The organism is Bradyrhizobium sp. AZCC 1719 (genome assembly GCF_036924525.1).
Classification (GTDB): Bacteria; Pseudomonadota; Alphaproteobacteria; order Rhizobiales; family Xanthobacteraceae; genus Bradyrhizobium.
The window spans coordinates 2,451,078-2,468,520 of sequence record NZ_JAZHRU010000001.1 but is presented as its reverse complement, the minus strand read 5'-3'; the positions used below and the strand labels follow the sequence as shown (position 1 = coordinate 2,468,520).

Sequence of the window (17,443 nt, the reverse complement as noted above, 5' to 3'; positions counted from 1 at the left end):
AGCGGCCGCCTTTTTTGTCGTTATCGTAACCTGGACGTGATGCCTTGCGTTCGCAGAGACGACAGGCTAACGGAGCGTGACCTACTTTACCGGCCGTACCGGCGCGGAAATCTCGCCCGTGCGATCGCGCTCGGTCATGTCGACCACCGTGGCCATTGGCGCGATGAGTTCGTAGACATAGCTGACATCGGTGAAGTAGCGTTTTGCGGTGCCGCCGAGCGCTTCGGGAGCGACGCGGTCGAGCAGGATGAGGCCGAAATCCGAGTCTTCGCGCCGTGTCGCCGCGCTGGTGTTGAACTCTTCCCAGCGGAAATGAAAGATCGTGTCGGGCTCCTCGCCTGAGACTTCCCAGTTCGCGACGATATGCGGATGCTTGCCGACCAGCGACAGGCCCTCATCGGAGTGCGAGGCCAGCTCGAAAAACAACAGCGAGAGCGACTGCGCGGCGCGCGCGCTGACGGCGATATCCGGGCCGTTGACGACAATGCGGTCGGCATGCGGAATCGCGCGCGACTCGAACAGGCCCTTGAGCTTGACGCCCTGCCACTGGCTTTCGCTGAGCAGCGTTACCACGTTCGACATCGCATGAATGCGGCCGATCAACAGCTCGCGTGCCACATCCATGTCGGAGCCGTGACGCAACGTGCGCGTCACGATCGACTGGATCACGGCCAGGATGTTCTTGACCCGGTGGTTGAGCTCGTCGATGACGGCGGTCAAGCGCCGCTCGAAACCGATCCGCACCTGGATCTCGCGGCTGAGCCGCAGATTGTTGTAGGCGACATAGCCGAACAAGCCGCAGACGATGCCGGTGAGCGCCAGCCCAATGGCCGCCACGACGATCGCGGTCTGCTGCGCACGCTGCGCGGCGTTGTTCTTGGCGTAATAGGCGAGCGACCAGTCGCGGGCGCCGAACGTCACCGTCCGCACCACCGACGGCAACGGATCGCCCTGCCTCACCGCCCGCAGGGTGATGACGCCCTGGTCGTTGGCGACGTATTCGTCGTTGGCGTCATCCGGGTCCTTCAACACCACCGAGAACAGCGAGCGGTCGTCATCGGTCAGCATCAGCGGCGCCAGCTCGTAGGAAAAGGTGACGAAGCCGGCCGGCTCCGAACTGCCCTCCAGCAGAATCGGAGACGCCAGCACGAGGCCGATCGGCCCGTGCTGGCGCAACAGCGGGATCGGGTCCGACGCCAGCGGCTTGCCGGTTGCCGCCGCCTGCGCCAGCATCGGCCCGATCACCGAGTGCCGGTCGTAGGCGCGGCCGGGAAAACCCAGCGTGTCCGGGCTGCGCGGCTCGAGATCCATCAGCACGTCGATCGGCTTGTTGATGGTCCGGAGATCCAGCGGCTTGTCGTCGAAATCCCTGATCGTCGGATTGGTGAAGCCGGCCCCCTTCAGCTCCGCCTGCGCGGCCGCCAGATCGCCCGGCTTGAGACGCGCGATCCAGAACGCGCTCACGAAATCGGTCTTGAACGCATAGATCGCCGAGCGCAGCGGCTGCAGCATGTTGGCCTTCACTACTGAGGGTGAGCGAAACAAGCCGGATGCAACGCGTGCGAGCAATTCGCGCTCGGTCAGCCGGTCCTGCACCAGGCTGGCATGAACGTCGATGGCGCGCGACAGCGCGATGCCGTCGATCGCCAGTTCCTGCTCGTGGACGCGATAGGCTGCGAGACCGGAGAGCAAAACTCCGATCAGCGCGATAAAGCCGATAATGAAGCCCAGCCGAACCACTCGCTTACTCAGGAATGACGTGTTGGCGAAGACGTATTGGAAGCATTTCGAGGTCTGCCGGGGCAGAGACACGTGGCAATAGCGCGAAGGCCAAGCGCGGCGAATATGACGGAGCGATCATCAGCACGCAACTGACAGCTTGGCAGCGGGCAAACACAACACGGCAGCCGTTAACGCTGATTTGGCGGCGCCAGAAGATGATAATCTGACAGCGTCGATTTGGTTCCGGCGCGGACGGACAAATCCGAAGGCTACGGCGGCAGACCGAGCATTAATGTTAATGCGCCGCTGGCCTGACCTTCGTTCGGCCGCCTGTTCGGGCCCCGCGGGCCGGCTACCCCGGGCCTACCGGGCCTTTGCGGCCGGGCGCAGGCCGCCCTTGGTCTCGATGAAGCCGATGATGCGATCGAGCCCCTCGCTCTTCTTCAAATTGGTCATCACGAACGGCCGCTCGCCGCGCATCCGCTTGGCGTCAGTCTCCATCTTCTCCAGCGACGCGCCGACATAAGGCGCCAGGTCGATCTTGTTGATGACGAGGAGGTCCGAGCGGGTGATGCCGGGGCCGCCCTTGGAGGGAATCTTGTCGCCGGCGGCAACGTCGATCACGTAGATCGTGAGATCGGCGAGCTCGGGAGAAAACGTTGCGGCGAGATTGTCGCCGCCGGACTCGATCAGCACCAGATCGAGATCGGGAAATTTCGCGCGCATGTCGGCGACCGCCGCGAGATTCATCGATGCATCCTCGCGGATCGCGGTGTGCGGGCAGCCGCCGGTCTCGACGCCGGCGATGCGGTCCGGCGTCAGCGAACCCGAGCGCACCAGGAATTCGGCGTCCCATTTGGTGTAGATGTCGTTGGTGATGGCGGCGATGTCGTAGTGCTCGCGCATCGACTTGCAGAGCAGGTCCATCAGCGCGGTCTTGCCGGAGCCGACGGGACCGCCGACGCCGATCCGAAGCGGGCCGTGAGATTTAGACATGTGCGCAGCTCTCTCGATTGTCGTCGTCCCTGCGAACGCAGGGACCCATACGCCGCGGCCCCGCAATGAATCGCGGTGGCCGACGACCTTCGCAAAATGAACGCCCGTGGTTATGGGTCCCTGCGTTCGCAGGGACGACGGATGATGAAAAATTCACGTCCCTCATGACCGGAACAGCCGCGTATACTGCGTCTCGTGGCGGAGGCTGGCGAGATCGGCGCGGAAGGTGGCGCTGCCGAGATCGTCGAGCGAGGCGGCGAGCGCGCGCTTCGCCGTTGCAGCGACCTCGGTTTCCAGGCTCGCGAGAATGCGCTGGCTGTCGGTTTGCCCGAGCGGCACGAGGCGCGCGCCGGCGGAAATCCAATTCGACACCACGGCATGCAGGAAGGCATGCATTGCCGGCGCAAGCGGAACGGCATGGGCGGCGCTGACGACACCGACCGCGACGGGATAAACGATCGCGCTGCCGCTCGCGGCAACCATGCTGTCGAGCCCGTCGCAAGCCCAGGCGGCGCGCGCGATATCGATGAAGGCGCGGCCCTGCGTCGTCGTCTCGAGCTGACGCTCGCGCGAGGGCACGAAGGCGGCGGCGAGTTCAGCAATCTCGCGCAACGCCGTGGCGTCCTGCACGGACGCGGCGCGATACGCCTGCGCCAGAAACACGGCGTCGCAGAAGCCGGAACCATCAACCAGCACCGCGGCCAGCCAGTCGCGCAGCGATACGGCGTCGGTGATATCGCCCGCCTCCACCGCCCATTCGATGCCGCTGGAATAAGAGAATGCACCGACCGGGAAGGACGGCGACAGCCAGGTCATCAGGCGGTACAGCGCCGCTGACTCCTCCGCATTCATTCCGCTGCTCGCGCCGGCGGGCGCAGGCTCACTTGTGGTCATGAGCATGGGAGTGATCGTGGTGGTGATGATCGTGGTCGCATTGTTCGTCGTGATGGTGATGGTGCGCATGATCATCATCATGGTGATGATCATGGCCGTGGCCGTGGTGGTGCGCGGCATGATCATGCGAAGCCTGCGCATAGGCGCCGCCTTCGGGATCGAACGGCGCCTCGATCTCGATGATGCGCGCACCCAGCCCCTTCACCATCGCCTCGATGACATGATCGCGGCGGATGCGCAGGCCCTTCGGCATGATCTGGGTCGGCAAATGGCGGTTGCCGAGATGCCAGGCGATGCGGACCAGATGCAAGGGATCGACGCCCCGGATCTCGATCAGGGGCTCGGCGGCCGCGACCACCTCGATCAGCCTGCCGTCCTCCAGCACCAGCGCGTCACCGCCGCGCAGCGCCACCGCGTTCTCCAGGTCGAGCAGGAATTCCAGCCCGCGCGTGCCGGTCATCGCCATCCGCCGCCGATGCCGATCGTCGAAATCGAGCACGACGGTATCGGCCGCCGATTGCGTCCAGCGATGCTGGCCCAGGACTGTTGTCGCGCGGATCATGGCACCCTGCTCAAAGACACGTCAGAATTTCTCCACCTTGCCGTCGCTGATGATCTCGATCACCGTCGGCGCGGTCTTCATTTGCGAGGAATATTCCCGCCACACCTTCATGTGGGGCGCACGGCCATGCGCATTGAGGTCGTCGCGCGTCTCCCAGCGCTCCACCACCACATATAGATTTGGATCGTTCACGCTGACATGGCCCTCATAGGAGATGCAGCCTTTCTCCTTCCGCGTTTCGGCGATGCAGGCCTTGTGCCCCTTGATGAAGTCGTCCTTGTTTTCCGGCTTCATCGGCGTGGTGGCGATGACATAGATCATAGGTTTGTTCCCGTGTTTCTTGATTAGCGGACGTCGACCTTTTCGGGCGTGATCACTTCGATCTTCGGCGGCGCCGACATGCATTTCACGGCGACGCGACCGAAGATCTTCATGTGCTCGGCGCCACGATGCGGCACCAGCGCCTCGGCATTTTCCCACTGCTCGACGAACACCATTTTTGAGGGATCGGTGACGCTCTCATGCAGGTCATAGGCGATGTTGCCCGGCTCTTTGCGGGTTTCCTTGATGCAGGCGGTGGCGGCGGCGATGAAATCGGCGCGCGTTTCGGGTTTTATGGTCAGCGTGGCAACGACGTAAATCACTTAGATCCTCCCGGACTTTGTTCTGGCTAAAGTTCCGGGATCAACCTTAGAACATGAAATAGCGCTGCGCCATGGGCAGGACCTCGGCGGGCGCGCATGTCAGGAGCTCGCCGTCTGCGCGCACCTCATAGGTCTCGGCATCGACCTCGATCTTCGGGGTGGCGCCGTTATGGATCATGCTCTTCTTGGAGATGCCGCCGCGGGTGTTCTTGACGGGATAGAGCTGCTTCGTGATGCCGAGCTTGCGCGCCAGCCCGCCGGTGACGGCGGCCTTCGAGGTGAACACCACCGAGGATGCGGTCAGCGACTTGCCGAAGGCTGCGAACATCGGCTGGTAATGCACGGGCTGCGGCGTGGGAATGGAGGCGTTGGGATCGCCCATGGGAGCAGCCACGATCGAGCCGCCCTTGATGATGCAGTCCGGCTTGACGCCGAAGAACGCCGGCGACCACAGCACGAGATCGGCGAGCTTGCCTTTCTCGATTGATCCAATCAGCTTCGAGACGCCATGCGCGATCGATGGGTTGATGGTGTATTTGGCAATGTAGCGCTTGACGCGGAAATTGTCGTTGTCGTTGCCCCTGTCCTCGGGCAGCGCGCCGCGCTGCTTCTTCATCTTGTCGGCGGTCTGCCAGGTGCGGATGATGACTTCGCCGAGCCGGCCCATCGCCTGCGAATCCGACGACATCATCGAAAGCGCTCCGAGATCGTGCAGGATGTCTTCGGCTGCGATGGTCTCCTTGCGGATGCGGCTTTCGGCGAACGCGAGATCCTCCGCAATCGACGGATCGAGATGGTGGCACACCATCAGCATGTCGAGATGCTCGTCGATGGTGTTGCGCGTGAACGGACGCGTCGGGTTGGTCGAGGACGGCAGCACGTTCTTCAGGCCGGCGATCTTGATGATATCGGGTGCGTGCCCGCCGCCCGCGCCCTCGGTGTGGAAGGCATGGATGGTGCGGCCCTTGAAGGCTTTTACCGTGTCCTCGACGAAGCCGGATTCGTTCAGCGTGTCCGAATGCAGCATCACCTGGACGTCGTAATCGTCGGCGACGGCGAGACAGTTGTCGATCGCGGCCGGCGTGGTGCCCCAATCCTCGTGCAGCTTCAGCGCGCAGGCGCCGGCCTTGATCATCTCGACCAGCGCAGCGGGGCGGGCGGCATTGCCCTTGCCTGAGATGCCGAGATTGACCGGGAAGGCGTCGAACGACTGGATCATCCGGCCCATGTGCCAGGGGCCGGGCGTGCAGGTGGTCGCAAAGGTGCCGTGCGAGGGTCCGGTGCCGCCGCCCAGCATCGAGGTGACGCCACTCATCAGCGCATGCTCGATCTGCTGCGGGCAGATGAAATGGATGTGGCTATCGAAGCCGCCGGCGGTGAGAATTTTTCCTTCGCCGGCGATGACGTCGGTGCCGGGGCCGATGATGATGGTGACGCCGGGCTGGATATCGGGATTGCCGGCCTTGCCGATCGCCGCGATCATGCCCTCCTTGATCGCGACGTCGGCCTTGACGATGCCCCAGTGATCGACGATCAGCGCATTGGTGATGACGGTATCGGCCGCACCCTGTCGATTGGTGACCTGCGACTGCCCCATGCCGTCGCGGATCACCTTGCCGCCGCCGAACTTCACTTCCTCGCCATAGGTGGTGAAGTCCTTTTCCACCTCGATGATGAGATCGGTATCGGCCAGCCGCACCTTGTCGCCAGTGGTCGGCCCGAACATGTCGGCATAGACGCTACGTTTGATTTTCACGGACATGACGGCCTCCAGCTTTCGGTGTTTCGTGCCCATTGCGGGCTTGGCAACTCGCGGCCACCCCTCTCCCCAACCCTCTCCCGCAAGGGGAGAGGGAGCCTGACCAGCGTGCTCACCTCACATCGCATCACGACTGCTCCTCGACGTCTTTGGCATTAGTCAGGGACGCACCAGCGGACGGGTTCCCTCTCCCCCTGCGGGAGAGGGTTAGGGAGAGGGGTGCCGCTTGCTCCGCTGCCTGCAGAATGAAAAGAACAACGCCCTCAAGATTCTTCATTACGTCGTCGTTGGTGAAGCGCAGTACGCGATAGCCGCGAGATTCAAACCATTGGTCACGCGTAATGTCGTGTCGAATGCGCTCCTCGAAATCGTGGCTCTCGCCATCGATCTCAATGACGAGCTTGCAAGAGTGAGCAGCGAAATCCGCGACGTAATTGCCCATCGGGACCTGGCGGCGAAATCCTAGCCCCGCGAGCCGTTTCGCTTTTAGATGGCGCCATAGCAACGTCTCCGCACGAGTCATCTCGCGCCTTAAGCGCTTGGCGCGATCGCGCTGAACCTTGCTTACCTCGTCGTGCGGCATACCCCTCTCCCCAACCTCGAGAGCGAGCTTCGCTCGCCTCGGACCCCGCAAGGGGGGAGGGAGCCGTACCAGCGTGCTCACCTCACGTTGCATATTGGTGCGCCCCTGATGTGATGGCACCAGTCAGGGACGCACCGGCGGATGGGTTCCCTCTCCCCTTGCGGGAGAGGGTTAGGGAGAGGGGTACCGCTTGCTCCGATGCTTGCCGGATCGCGGCTGCAAGACTGTCGATCCTCTTTCCAGTTTGGTTCGCACCGCGACGACTCTCTCCGGTCCGAGCCCGCGGCGACATACCCCTCTCCCCAACCCTCCCCCGCAAGGGGGGAGGGAGCCCTGCCGGTGTGCTCACCTCACGAACGATCACAGCGCGTCCTTGGAATTCACAGCTTCCCCTGCACGTCGCCGCGGAATCCGTAGATGGTGCGCTTGCCGGCGAGTGCGACGAGTTGCACGTCGCGGGTCTGGCCGGGCTCGAAACGCACCGCGGTGCCGGCGGCGATGTCGAGGCGCATGCCGCGGGATTTCTTGCGGTCGAACTTCAGTGCGGGGTTGGTCTCGAAGAAGTGGTAGTGCGAGCCGACCTGGATCGGGCGGTCGCCGGTATTGGCGACGGTGAGCGTCACCGTCTTGCGGCCGGCGTTGAGTTCGATCTCGCCGTCCTTGATGAAGCGTTCGCCGGGGATCATGTACCCTCCTCTGTCATTCCGGGGCGCCCGAAGGGCGAACTATGGTGCGCGATTGCGCATCTGAGAATCTCGATCAACAATCTCTGGATTCCGGGTTCGGCCGCTTTGCGGCCGCCCCGGAATGACGATGACTACCTTATCGGCTCATGCACAGTGACGAGCTTGGTCCCATCCGGAAACGTCGCTTCGACCTGGATGTCGTGGATCATCTCGGGAATGCCATCCATCACCTGCGCGCGGGTCAGGACCTGGGCGCCGGCCTGCATCAGTTCGGCGACGGTGCGGCCGTCGCGGGCGCCCTCGACGATGAAGTCGGAGATGATGGCGACCGCCTCGGGGTGGTTGAGCTTGACGCCGCGCTCGAGCCTGCGGCGCGCCACCATGGCCGCCATCGAGATCAAGAGCTTGTCCTTTTCGCGGGGGGAGAGATTCATGCGAGCACTCTGGTGATTGTCTCTAGTTGAGCCACAGCGGTTAATTGAGCCAAAGTCTTGGTAGCGCTGCGCCGCCGGCACGGCCGAGCACCGTCATCATATCGGCGCGCAGCCGGGCCGCATCTTGGGCACAGAAGCGCGCCATTGCAAATCCATTCCAGCAGGAGATGCCGACCTCGCCGCCGAACGCTTCCGAGGCTTCGCGGATCCGCTCCACGATCGCCTCTTCGCCCGGCACGATCAGCGCGGTGCCGATGGCGACGCCGCCTTTCGCAACAGCCGGCCGCGCCAGCTTTGCGCCGATGTCGCCGTCGAGCCGGATGGTCTCCGCAAACACCAGCTTGCCGCCGCGGCGCAGGCGCCAACGGTCGACGAACTCGCCGTGCCGCATCGTTTCACCCATCGCGGCACGGCCGAACACGACGATTTCGCAGAGCAGAAGCGAGGCGTCTTCGGCCAGATCGATGTCGATGCGCCTGACAATTCGCGCTCGGTCGAACAGGATGGTTTCCTGCGGCAGCCAGGCGAGATGCGCACCGGCTTCCGCCTTCAGGGCGATGCTGAGCTGGGCGGCGGCGCCGGGGGCGCGATAGACCTTCTCGGCCGCCGCCGTTGTCAGCGTCAGCCGGGTGCCCTCGCCTGCCCCGATATCGATATCGAAGCGGTCTCCGCCGGCAATGCCGCCGGCGGTGTTGACGAACACTCCGAATAGTCCTTCCGCTTCAGGAGAGGGAAAGCGCACGCGGAGCGAACCGGATTCGTGCAAGTCCCCGCGGCGGGTGACGCCATCCTGCAGATGCACGCCGAACCGCACCGCGCCCTGGGCCCGATTGGCAGCGAACGTCGCTGAAGCCGCGCGCGTAATATCGGTCCGCATCCGTCCCCCAACGGCGTTACGTGGCAACCTCAAAAGCGCGTTTGCTACAGCGCCATCTGGCGACTGATCTCCGCGGGATCGAGATTGGCGCGGTCGCAGGCATATTTCACCGCGCCACGGTCCATGACCGCGAAATTGTCGCCGAGCTCGCAGGCAAAGTCGAGATATTGTTCGACCAGCACGATCGCGATGTTGCCGAGGCTGCGCAGGTAAGAGATGGCGCGGCCGATGTCCTTGATGATCGAGGGCTGAATGCCTTCGGTCGGCTCGTCCAATAGCAACAGTTTCGGCCGCATGACCAGCGCACGGCCGATCGCGAGCTGCTGCTGTTGCCCGCCGGAGAGGTCGCCGCCGCGGCGCCCCAGCATCGTATTCAGCACCGGAAACAGCGAGAACACGTCGTCGGGGATATAGCGATCCTCGCGCTTGAGCGGCCCGAAGCCGGTCTTGAGATTTTCCTCAACCGTGAGCAGCGGAAAAATTTCGCGGCCCTGCGGCACGAAGCCGATGCCGCGTCGCGCGCGCTCGTACGGCTTGAGGCTGGTGATGTCGTTGCCATCAAGCATGATCGATCCGCCTGCGATCGGATACTGGCCGACCATCGCGCGGAGCAGCGAGGTCTTGCCGACGCCGTTGCGGCCCAGCACGCACGTCACCTTGCCGGGCTCGGCGGACAGCGAGACGCCGCGCAAGGCTTGTGCTGCGCCGTAGTAGAGATTGATGTTGTCGACCTTCAGCATTTGGCACTTCGCTTCGGCTGAGAGGTGGCGTCATACCCCGCGAAGGCGGGGTATCCAGTACGCCGAGCCTCTGCGGTAAAGCTCACCGTCTCGGAGTACTGGATCGTCCGCTTTCGCGGACGATGACAGCTTTCACGAGGAACCGTCAGCATATTCTTCATCTTCCCAGATACACTTCAATCACGCGCTCGTTCGATGAGACCTGATCGATGGTCCCCTCCGCCAGCACCGTACCTTCGTGCAGGCAGGTGACCTTGACGCCGAGTTCGCGCACGAAGGTCATGTCGTGCTCGACGACCATGACGGTCTTTTCCTTGTTGATTTCCTTCAGAAGCTCGGCGGTCTGATGCGTCTCGACGTCGGTCATGCCCGCGACCGGCTCGTCGACCAGCAGCAGTTTTGGGTCCTGCGCCAGCAGCATGCCGATCTCCAGCCACTGCTTCTGGCCGTGTGACAGGCTGCCCGCAAGACGATTGCGCGCATCGGTCAGGCGGATGGTTTCGAGCACGCGGTCGATCCGTTCGGATTCGTCCCTGTTGCCGCGCCAGAACAGCGTGCCCTTGACGCTGTGATCGACATTGAGCGCCAGCAACAGATTGTCCTCGATGGTCTGGCTCTCGAACACCGTCGGCTTCTGGAATTTGCGGCCAATGCCGAGTTCGGCGATATGGGTCTCATCCAGCCGCGTCAGGTCGGTCATGCCATCGAACAGCACCGTGCCTTCGTCCGGCTTGGTCTTGCCGGTGATGATGTCCATCATCGTGGTCTTGCCGGCGCCGTTCGGACCGATGATGGCGCGCATCTCGCCGGGCTCAAGCGTCAGCGACAGGTTGTTGATGGCGTGAAAGCCGTCGAACGCGACATGCACGCCGTCGAGGTAGAGCAGCGCGGAAGTGGTCCTTCCCTCCATGACACTCATGCGCTCACTCCGCGGGCTTCGGTTCGCCGACGCGGTCTTCGAGAGCAGCGCTTTCGGCATTGGCTTTTTCGGTTGCCTTCCGGGACTCCCGCCAGGCGTTGAAGGTGCCGACGATCCCCTTTGGCAGCAGCAGCGTCACCAGGATGAACAGCGCGCCCAGCATGAACAGCCAGTAGGGCGCCAGCGGGCCCGAGGTGAAGTAGGTTTTTGCGTAGTTGACGACGACAGCGCCAAGCGCGGCGCCCACCAGCGTGCCGCGGCCACCGACGGCGACCCAGATCACCGCCTCGATGGAGTTGCCCGGTGCAAATTCGCTTGGATTGATGATGCCGACCTGCGGCACGTAGAGCGCGCCGGCGACGCCGGCCATGCAGGCCGACAGCGTGAACACGAACAGCTTGTAGGATTCGACGCGGTAGCCGAGGAAACGGGTGCGCGACTCGGCATCGCGGATCGCTATCAAGACCTTGCCGAGCTTCGACGTCACGACCGCCCGGCAGATCAGGAAGGTGACGATCAGCGCCAGGCAACTCAGGGCAAACAAGGCGGCGCGGGTGCCGTCGGCCTGCACATTGAAGCCGAGGATGTCCTTGAAGTCGGTCAGACCGTTGTTGCCGCCGAAACCGAAATCGTTGCGGAAGAACGCCAGCAGCAGCGCATATGTCATGGCCTGGGTGATGATCGAGAGATAGACGCCGGTGACGCGGGAGCGGAACGCCAGCCAACCGAAGCAGAACGCGAGCAGGCCGGGAACAAGAATGACCATCAGCGCCGCAAACCAGAACATATCAAAGCCGTGCCAGTACCAGGGCAGCGCCGGATAGTTCAGAAACACCATGAAGTCGGGCAAGATCGGATTGCCGTAGACGCCGCGGCTGCCGATCTGGCGCATCAAGTACATGCCCATGGCGTAGCCGCCGAGCGCGAAGAACGCGCCGTGGCCGAGCGAGAGAATGCCGCAATAGCCCCAGATCAGGTCGATCGAGAGCGCGAGGATGGCGTAGCAGGCGTATTTGCCGAACAGTGCGACCAGATAGGTCGGCACCTGCAGCGCCGAGCCTGAAGGCAGCAGGAGATTGGAGAGCGGGATCAGCACGCCGAGGCCGGCGACGACGATTAGGAAGATGGTGGCGCTGCGGTCGAGCGAGCGCGTGAGGATGTGCGGCGTCATGCTTCCACCGCCCGGCCCTTCAGCGCGAACAGGCCGCGCGGACGTTTCTGGATGAACAGGATGATCAGCACGAGGATGGCGATCTTGCCGAGGACGGCGCCGGCCACCGGCTCCAGGAACTTGTTGGCGATGCCGAGCGTGAAGGCGCCGACCAGCGTGCCCCAGAGATTGCCGACGCCGCCAAACACGACGACCATGAAGGAATCGATGATGTAGCTCTGGCCGAGATTGGGGCTGACATTGTCGATCTGCGACAGCGCCACGCCTGCAATCCCGGCGATCCCCGAGCCGAGACCGAAGGTCAGCGCATCGACGCGCGAGGTCGCGATGCCCATCGAGGCCGCCATGCGGCGGTTCTGCGTCACCGCGCGCATCTCGAGCCCGAGAGCGGTGTAACGCAGCATCGCGAGCAGGATGACGAAGACCGCGAGCGTGAAGCAAAGAATCCAGAGCCGGTTATAGGTAATGGTGATCTGGCCGAGCTCGAACGCGCCGCTCATCCAGGAGGGATTGCCGACCTCGCGGTTGGTGGGGCCGAACGCGGTGCGCACGGCCTGCTGCAATACCAGCGACAGGCCCCAGGTCGCGAGCAGCGTTTCCAACGGGCGGCCATAGAGGAAACGGATGATGCCACGCTCGATCAGCACGCCGACGGCGCCGGCGACGAGGAACGCCAGCGGCACCGCGATCAGCAGCGAATAATCGAACAGGCCGGGATAATTGCTGCGAATGATCTCCTGCACCACGAAGGTGGTGTAGGCGCCCAGCATCACCATCTCGCCATGGGCCATGTTGATGACGCCCATGACGCCGAACGTGATAGCGAGGCCGATTGCGGCGAGCAGCAGCACCGAGCCCAGTGACAGGCCGTACCAGGCGTTCTGCACCATCGACCACATCGCAAGATTGCTCTGGATCGAGGCAATCGCGCTTGCTACGGCGCGCGCGACGTTGGGCGGCAGGTCGCTGCCGAGCCCGGTCAGGAGCGCCATCGCCTCCTGATCGCCGCGCGCCTTAACGACGGCGACTGCTTCGAGCTTCTCGACCTCCGTCGCGTCGGACTTGTAGAGCAGGATGGCGGCACGGGCTTCCGCGAAGGCGGCCTTGACGGACTTGTTGGTCTCCTTCGCCAGGGCGCCGTCGATTACGGGCAGCGCGCTCTCCTCATGGCTCTTGAACACCGATTGCGCCGCCGCGATCCGCTTGGCCGGGTCCGGTGACAGCAGCGTCAACCCGCCGAGCGCGGCCTCAACGGCGCGGCGCAAACGGTTGTTGAGGCGCACGGCGGACGCGTTGTCCGGCAGCTTGTCCACGGCAGCGCCGGTCGCGGCATCGATGATCTTGCCGTCGCTCCCGGTAACGAAAACCTTCTTGGTATCCGGATCGGCCGACAGCCGCCCTTCCTGCAGCGCGCTAATGATCGGAAAGGCCAGCGGATTGCCCGACGTCGCGACCGTGCCGATCGCTTCATCCGTGTCGGAAAAATCGTCGTTGGCGAACTTGGCGACCGCGTCCTCGAACGGGCCCGCCAGCGCCGGCGCCGCAAAGGCCGCAGCCAAAAGGATCGCGAGCAGGAGCGCGCGAAAGCGATCAAGGAAATTGGCAGACACAATACGACCCCGGCAGGAGTGTGGGAGAAGGCGGCGGCAGCGCCGCCCTCTCCGGTCTTCGGTAGTTCTCTTGGAAGTTATCGTTGCAGGTCAGACGGGGATCAGGAACCCTGACCGCCGCACTTATTGGTCTTGGTGTTGTAGTTGCCGCACTTCTTGCCGACCCAGTCGCCGATCAGGTCCTTGGAGCCCTCGAGCTCCTTCGACCAGGCGTCACCAGCAACAAGGCCCGGGGTCTTCCACACCACGTCGAACTGGCCGTTGGCTTTGATTTCGCCGATGAACACCGGCTTGGTGATGTGATGGTTGGGCAGCATCTTGGAGGTGCCGCCGGTCAGGTTCTTGGCTTCGATGCCGGGCAGCGCGTCGATCACCTTGTCCGGATCGGTCGACTTCACCTTCTCGACCGCCTTGACCCACATGTCGAAGCCGATGACGTGCGCTTCCATCGGATCGTTGGTCACGCGCTTCGGATTCTTGGTGTAGGCCTGCCAGGCCTTGATGAACTTCTCGTTCTCGGGCGACTTGATCGACTGGAAGTAGTTCCAGGCGGCGAGATGGCCGAGCAGCGGCTTGGTGTCGATGCCGGCGAGTTCTTCTTCACCGACCGAGAACGCGACCACCGGAATGTCGGTCGCCTTGATGCCCTGGTTGCCGAGCTCCTTGTAGAAGGGAACGTTGGCGTCACCGTTGATGGTGGAGACAACAGCGGTCTTCTTGCCGGCCGAGCCGAACTTCTTGATGTCGGCCACGATCGTCTGCCAGTCGCTATGACCAAACGGCGTGTAGTTGATCATGATGTCTTCCTGCTTGACGCCCTTCGACTTCAAGTAGGCTTCTAGGATCTTGTTGGTGGTGCGCGGATAGACGTAGTCGGTGCCGGCCAGCACCCAGCGCTTCACCTTCTCGTCCTTCATCAAATAGTCGACGGCGGGGATCGCCTGCTGGTTCGGCGCAGCACCGGTGTAGAACACGTTGCGCTCGCTCTCCTCGCCCTCGTATTGCACGGGGTAGAACAGGATCGAGTTCAGTTCCTTGAATACCGGCAGCACGGACTTGCGCGACACCGAGGTCCAGCAGCCGAACACGACCGAAACCTTGTCCTTGGTGATCAGCTCGCGCGCCTTTTCGGCAAACAGCGGCCAGTTCGAGGCGGGGTCGACGACGACAGGCTCGAGCTTCTTGCCGAGCACGCCGCCCTTCTTGTTCTGCTCCTCGATCAGGAAGAGAATGGTGTCCTTCAGCGTGGTTTCGCTGATGGCCATGGTGCCGGAAAGCGAATGCAGGACGCCGACCTTGATGGTCTCCTGCGCCTTGGCGTTGGAGAACGCAGCCAGACCCAAAACCAGGCCGGCAGTGGCCGCCAGCCAGCGGCGGCGGCTCAGCGTCGCTAAATCGTGAGTCAATTTTGTAAGCATGAAATGTCATCTCCCTGACGCAGGCGTTGAACGCTGCGAACGGCCCCACGGCCGCCTGCGTTAAGGGAATCGCAAGAACCATGCCATTGCTCGATGGCCGGATAAACTCCTCTAATCGCTTGAAAATTCCGGCTACGCGAAAACCGTCGGCAGGAAATTTGCCTATTTGTTAGACAGTAGAAATGTATGCTTTGGGGGCAAACTATCTATTTTTTGTGCAAATGCCGCAATTTGGCTAAATTTCTTGCACGAATTTTGATCGTTTGGGTTGGCCATGCGGCACGGCGCGATCTGGCCGATCGGTTTCTTTTAACCGCGCTGGCGAGGCGAGCCGAATTCACCTTGAAAGCGGCGCGCAGGTGCTCCATATGACTGTCGTGACCTAGAGAATCATCAGGTCCCTGCGAGCCGCGTGTTCTGATCCCGTTTTGCGGTTTCTGGCTTGCCCCCTTCAGCTAGCAAAACCGACGCCCCAAACACGCGGGTGTCTCTGACACACTCGCGCGCTCCTGGCTGACATCGCCGGGCGCCTGCCTTTTTTAATGGAAAGAACCACCCTTTTGACCTCCTTTCAGGATTTCGGCCTTGCCGATCCCATCTCGCGCGCGCTCAAGGAAGAGAATTACCAGACGCCCACTCCCATCCAGGCCCAGACCATTCCCATCGCGTTGACCGGCCGTGACGTGGTCGGCATCGCCCAGACCGGCACCGGCAAGACCGCGGCGTTTGCGCTGCCGATCCTGCACCGGATCCTGGAGAACCGCACCCGGCCGCAGCCGAAGAGCTGCCGCGTGCTGGTGCTGTCGCCGACCCGCGAGCTGTCAGGCCAGATCCTCGACAGCTTCAACGCCTATGGCCGCCACATCCGCCTGACCTCGGCGCTGGCGATCGGCGGCGTGCCGATGGGCCGCCAGGTCCGCTCGGTCATGCAGGGCGTCGAAGTGATGGTGGCGACCCCCGGCCGCCTGCTCGATCTCGTCCAGAGCAACGGGCTGAAGCTGAACCAGGTCGAGTTCCTGGTGCTCGACGAAGCCGATCGCATGCTCGACATGGGCTTCATCAACGACATCCGCAAAGTCGTCGCCAAGCTGCCGATCAAGCGGCAGACGCTGTTCTTCTCGGCCACCATGCCGAAGGATATCGCGGAACTCGCCGAATCCATGCTGCGCGACCCTGCGCGGGTGGCGGTGACGCCGGTGGCCTCGACGGCCGACCGGATCACCCAGCGCATCATCCAGGTCGATTTCGCGGCCAAGCCGGCGGTGCTGGCGCAGCTTTTGAAGCAGGAACCGGTCGACCGCGCGCTGGTCTTCACCCGCACCAAGCACGGCGCCGACAAGGTGGTGAAGGTGCTGGCCAAGGCCGGCATCGAAGCCAATGCCATTCACGGCAACAAATCGCAGAACCACCGGGAACGCGTGCTGGCGGCGTTCCGCTCCGGCGAGATCCGCACGTTGGTCGCCACCGACATTGCCGCCCGCGGCATCGATGTCGATGGCATCAGCCATGTCGTGAATTTCGACCTGCCCAATGTTCCCGAAACCTATGTCCACCGCATCGGCCGCACCGCGCGCGCCGGCGCCGAGGGCGTGGCGATCTCGCTGATCGCGGGTGCCGAGGAAATGGGCTATCTGCGCGACATCGAGCGGCTGATTCGCATTGCGCTGCCGCGGGAAGACCGAAGGACGCCGGGCCACCGTGATGCGGCGCCGGCCCCCGCCCAGCATCGGGGCGGACGGCCCGGAACACGTGTCCATGCTAGCCGTTCCCATGAACCGGCCCCAAGCGCAAAAGGCCCTCGCCGACGCCGCCGCGGTGGTGGTAATAATGCGCAGCAGCCGAACAGGCACGAAGCGCCGCGGCCGGCGCAGCAGGGCGGCAAGAGCCAGGCCGGCCACAGCGAAAGCATTCAAGGCGTCGCCTTCTTGCATCGCGAGAGCCGTCCGAATAATCAACCGAACCGTAACCACCGACCGCAGCGCTAGCCTCAATCGACCTGGAGACCACCATGGCTAAAGAAGAGCTGATCCAGTTCGAAGGACTGGTGACCGAAATTCTCCCCGACGCGCGCTATCGCGTGCAGCTCGATGCCGGACACGAGATTGTTGCCTATACCGCGGGCAAGATGAAGAAGAACCGGATCAAGACGCTGGCAGGCGATCGCGTGACGATCGAGATGTCGCCGTACGATCTGGAGAAGGGTCGCCTGATCTTCCGACACAAGGACGAGCGTCCGTCGACACCGGGCGCCCCACGTGGTGGGCCGCCGCGCGGCGGCCAGTTCCGCCGCCGGTAAACAGATCGTAAACGCCCTCGAAATCGCGCCCGACGCGGCCGCGTCGCGCGCGAGCGAGGGCGGCTGGCCGGCCGAATCAAAAAATCGCACGTCAGGATTGTTTTGAACCCTACTATCGAATAATATTAGGTA

The 17,443-nt window shown here is 63.2% G+C and carries 18 protein-coding genes; 2 read left to right on the top strand and 16 right to left on the bottom strand.

From position 1 onward, the window contains the following. Positions 1-81: 81 nt before the first annotated feature. The 16 genes from V1292_RS11635 to urtA all read right to left on the bottom strand — a co-directional run bounded on the left by V1292_RS11635 (position 82) and on the right by urtA (position 15,015). Positions 82-1,740, bottom strand: coding sequence for an HWE histidine kinase domain-containing protein (locus tag V1292_RS11635; protein WP_334372638.1), 1,659 nt, complete (start codon positions 1,738-1,740; stop codon positions 82-84). Between the two features lie 345 nt (positions 1,741-2,085). Then, the gene (gene ureG / locus V1292_RS11630) at positions 2,086-2,718 is read right to left on the bottom strand and encodes an urease accessory protein UreG (protein WP_334372636.1); all 633 of its coding nucleotides are present in this window, start codon (positions 2,716-2,718) and stop codon (positions 2,086-2,088) included. A gap of 162 nt (positions 2,719-2,880) precedes the next feature. Continuing rightward, positions 2,881-3,618, bottom strand: a complete 738-nt coding sequence (locus V1292_RS11625; RefSeq protein WP_334377010.1) for an urease accessory protein UreF — start codon at positions 3,616-3,618, stop codon at positions 2,881-2,883. Further along, entirely contained in the window at positions 3,599-4,174 is a 576-nt protein-coding gene (locus tag V1292_RS11620; protein ID WP_334372634.1) for an urease accessory protein UreE, read from the bottom strand. The genes V1292_RS11625 and V1292_RS11620 overlap by 20 nt, the downstream gene beginning before the upstream one ends. Positions 4,175-4,195: 21 nt before the next feature. Continuing rightward, positions 4,196-4,495 carry a putative quinol monooxygenase gene (locus V1292_RS11615; RefSeq protein WP_057841049.1) on the bottom strand — a complete coding sequence of 100 codons (300 nt, stop codon included), beginning with the start codon at positions 4,493-4,495 and terminating at the stop codon, positions 4,196-4,198. Between the two features lie 23 nt (positions 4,496-4,518). Continuing rightward, positions 4,519-4,818 carry a putative quinol monooxygenase gene (locus tag V1292_RS11610; RefSeq protein ID WP_334372633.1) on the bottom strand — a complete coding sequence of 100 codons (300 nt, stop codon included), beginning with the start codon at positions 4,816-4,818 and terminating at the stop codon, positions 4,519-4,521. Between the two features lie 46 nt (positions 4,819-4,864). Continuing rightward, positions 4,865-6,580: an urease subunit alpha gene (gene ureC / locus V1292_RS11605; RefSeq protein WP_334372631.1), complete on the bottom strand. Its 1,716-nt coding sequence runs from the start codon at positions 6,578-6,580 to the stop codon at positions 4,865-4,867. Between the two features lie 124 nt (positions 6,581-6,704). Next, positions 6,705-7,160: an endonuclease domain-containing protein gene (locus V1292_RS11600; RefSeq protein WP_334372629.1), complete on the bottom strand. Its 456-nt coding sequence runs from the start codon at positions 7,158-7,160 to the stop codon at positions 6,705-6,707. Between the two features lie 380 nt (positions 7,161-7,540). After that, complete coding sequence (locus V1292_RS11595) at positions 7,541-7,846, bottom strand: urease subunit beta (protein ID WP_065747475.1); 306 nt, start codon at positions 7,844-7,846, stop codon at positions 7,541-7,543. Positions 7,847-7,977: 131 nt separating this feature from the next. Next, on the bottom strand, positions 7,978-8,280 hold the full coding sequence (locus V1292_RS11590; protein WP_028349318.1) for an urease subunit gamma: 303 nt from the start codon (positions 8,278-8,280) through the stop codon (positions 7,978-7,980). Between the two features lie 40 nt (positions 8,281-8,320). Further along, entirely contained in the window at positions 8,321-9,157 is an 837-nt protein-coding gene (locus V1292_RS11585) for an urease accessory protein UreD (protein WP_334372628.1), read from the bottom strand. Positions 9,158-9,201: 44 nt separating this feature from the next. Further along, the gene (gene urtE, locus V1292_RS11580; RefSeq protein WP_334372627.1) at positions 9,202-9,897 is read right to left on the bottom strand and encodes an urea ABC transporter ATP-binding subunit UrtE; all 696 of its coding nucleotides are present in this window, start codon (positions 9,895-9,897) and stop codon (positions 9,202-9,204) included. A gap of 157 nt (positions 9,898-10,054) precedes the next feature. After that, a complete protein-coding gene (gene urtD, locus V1292_RS11575) occupies positions 10,055-10,816 on the bottom strand; it encodes an urea ABC transporter ATP-binding protein UrtD (RefSeq protein WP_334372626.1) in 762 nt (253 codons plus the stop codon). A gap of 4 nt (positions 10,817-10,820) precedes the next feature. Continuing rightward, complete coding sequence (urtC, locus tag V1292_RS11570; RefSeq protein WP_334372624.1) at positions 10,821-11,987, bottom strand: urea ABC transporter permease subunit UrtC; 1,167 nt, start codon at positions 11,985-11,987, stop codon at positions 10,821-10,823. Continuing rightward, the gene (urtB, locus tag V1292_RS11565) at positions 11,984-13,597 is read right to left on the bottom strand and encodes an urea ABC transporter permease subunit UrtB (RefSeq protein ID WP_334372622.1); all 1,614 of its coding nucleotides are present in this window, start codon (positions 13,595-13,597) and stop codon (positions 11,984-11,986) included. The genes urtC and urtB overlap by 4 nt, the downstream gene beginning before the upstream one ends. Before the next feature lie 101 nt (positions 13,598-13,698). Next, positions 13,699-15,015 carry an urea ABC transporter substrate-binding protein gene (gene urtA / locus V1292_RS11560; RefSeq protein WP_334372620.1) on the bottom strand — a complete coding sequence of 439 codons (1,317 nt, stop codon included), beginning with the start codon at positions 15,013-15,015 and terminating at the stop codon, positions 13,699-13,701. Positions 15,016-15,557: 542 nt separating this feature from the next. Between urtA and V1292_RS11555 the strand changes: the two genes are divergently transcribed. Further along, the gene (locus V1292_RS11555; RefSeq protein ID WP_334372618.1) at positions 15,558-17,000 is read left to right on the top strand and encodes a DEAD/DEAH box helicase; all 1,443 of its coding nucleotides are present in this window, start codon (positions 15,558-15,560) and stop codon (positions 16,998-17,000) included. Positions 17,001-17,023: 23 nt separating this feature from the next. Next, positions 17,024-17,311, top strand: coding sequence for a translation initiation factor IF-1 (gene infA, locus V1292_RS11550; RefSeq protein WP_247834591.1), 288 nt, complete (start codon positions 17,024-17,026; stop codon positions 17,309-17,311). Positions 17,312-17,443: the final 132 nt, after the last annotated feature.

Excerpts from the sequence above, each read along its gene's own strand:
- ureG (WP_334372636.1), bottom strand. The coding sequence starts at position 2,718 with ATGTCTAAATCTCACGGCCCGCTTCGGATCGGCGTCGGCGGTCCCGTC.
- V1292_RS11625 (WP_334377010.1), bottom strand. The coding sequence starts at position 3,618 with ATGCTCATGACCACAAGTGAGCCTGCGCCCGCCGGCGCGAGCAGCGGA.
- V1292_RS11620 (WP_334372634.1), bottom strand. The coding sequence starts at position 4,174 with ATGATCCGCGCGACAACAGTCCTGGGCCAGCATCGCTGGACGCAATCG.
- V1292_RS11615 (WP_057841049.1), bottom strand. The coding sequence starts at position 4,495 with ATGATCTATGTCATCGCCACCACGCCGATGAAGCCGGAAAACAAGGAC.
- ureC (WP_334372631.1), bottom strand. The coding sequence starts at position 6,580 with ATGTCCGTGAAAATCAAACGTAGCGTCTATGCCGACATGTTCGGGCCG.
- V1292_RS11600 (WP_334372629.1), bottom strand. The coding sequence starts at position 7,160 with ATGCCGCACGACGAGGTAAGCAAGGTTCAGCGCGATCGCGCCAAGCGC.
- V1292_RS11595 (WP_065747475.1), bottom strand. The coding sequence starts at position 7,846 with ATGATCCCCGGCGAACGCTTCATCAAGGACGGCGAGATCGAACTCAAC.
- V1292_RS11590 (WP_028349318.1), bottom strand. The coding sequence starts at position 8,280 with ATGAATCTCTCCCCCCGCGAAAAGGACAAGCTCTTGATCTCGATGGCG.
- V1292_RS11585 (WP_334372628.1), bottom strand. The coding sequence starts at position 9,157 with ATGCGGACCGATATTACGCGCGCGGCTTCAGCGACGTTCGCTGCCAAT.
- urtE (WP_334372627.1), bottom strand. The coding sequence starts at position 9,897 with ATGCTGAAGGTCGACAACATCAATCTCTACTACGGCGCAGCACAAGCC.
- urtD (WP_334372626.1), bottom strand. The coding sequence starts at position 10,816 with ATGAGTGTCATGGAGGGAAGGACCACTTCCGCGCTGCTCTACCTCGAC.
- urtC (WP_334372624.1), bottom strand. The coding sequence starts at position 11,987 with ATGACGCCGCACATCCTCACGCGCTCGCTCGACCGCAGCGCCACCATC.
- urtA (WP_334372620.1), bottom strand. The coding sequence starts at position 15,015 with ATGCTTACAAAATTGACTCACGATTTAGCGACGCTGAGCCGCCGCCGC.
- V1292_RS11555 (WP_334372618.1), top strand. The coding sequence starts at position 15,558 with ATGGAAAGAACCACCCTTTTGACCTCCTTTCAGGATTTCGGCCTTGCC.
- infA (WP_247834591.1), top strand. The coding sequence starts at position 17,024 with ATGGCTAAAGAAGAGCTGATCCAGTTCGAAGGACTGGTGACCGAAATT.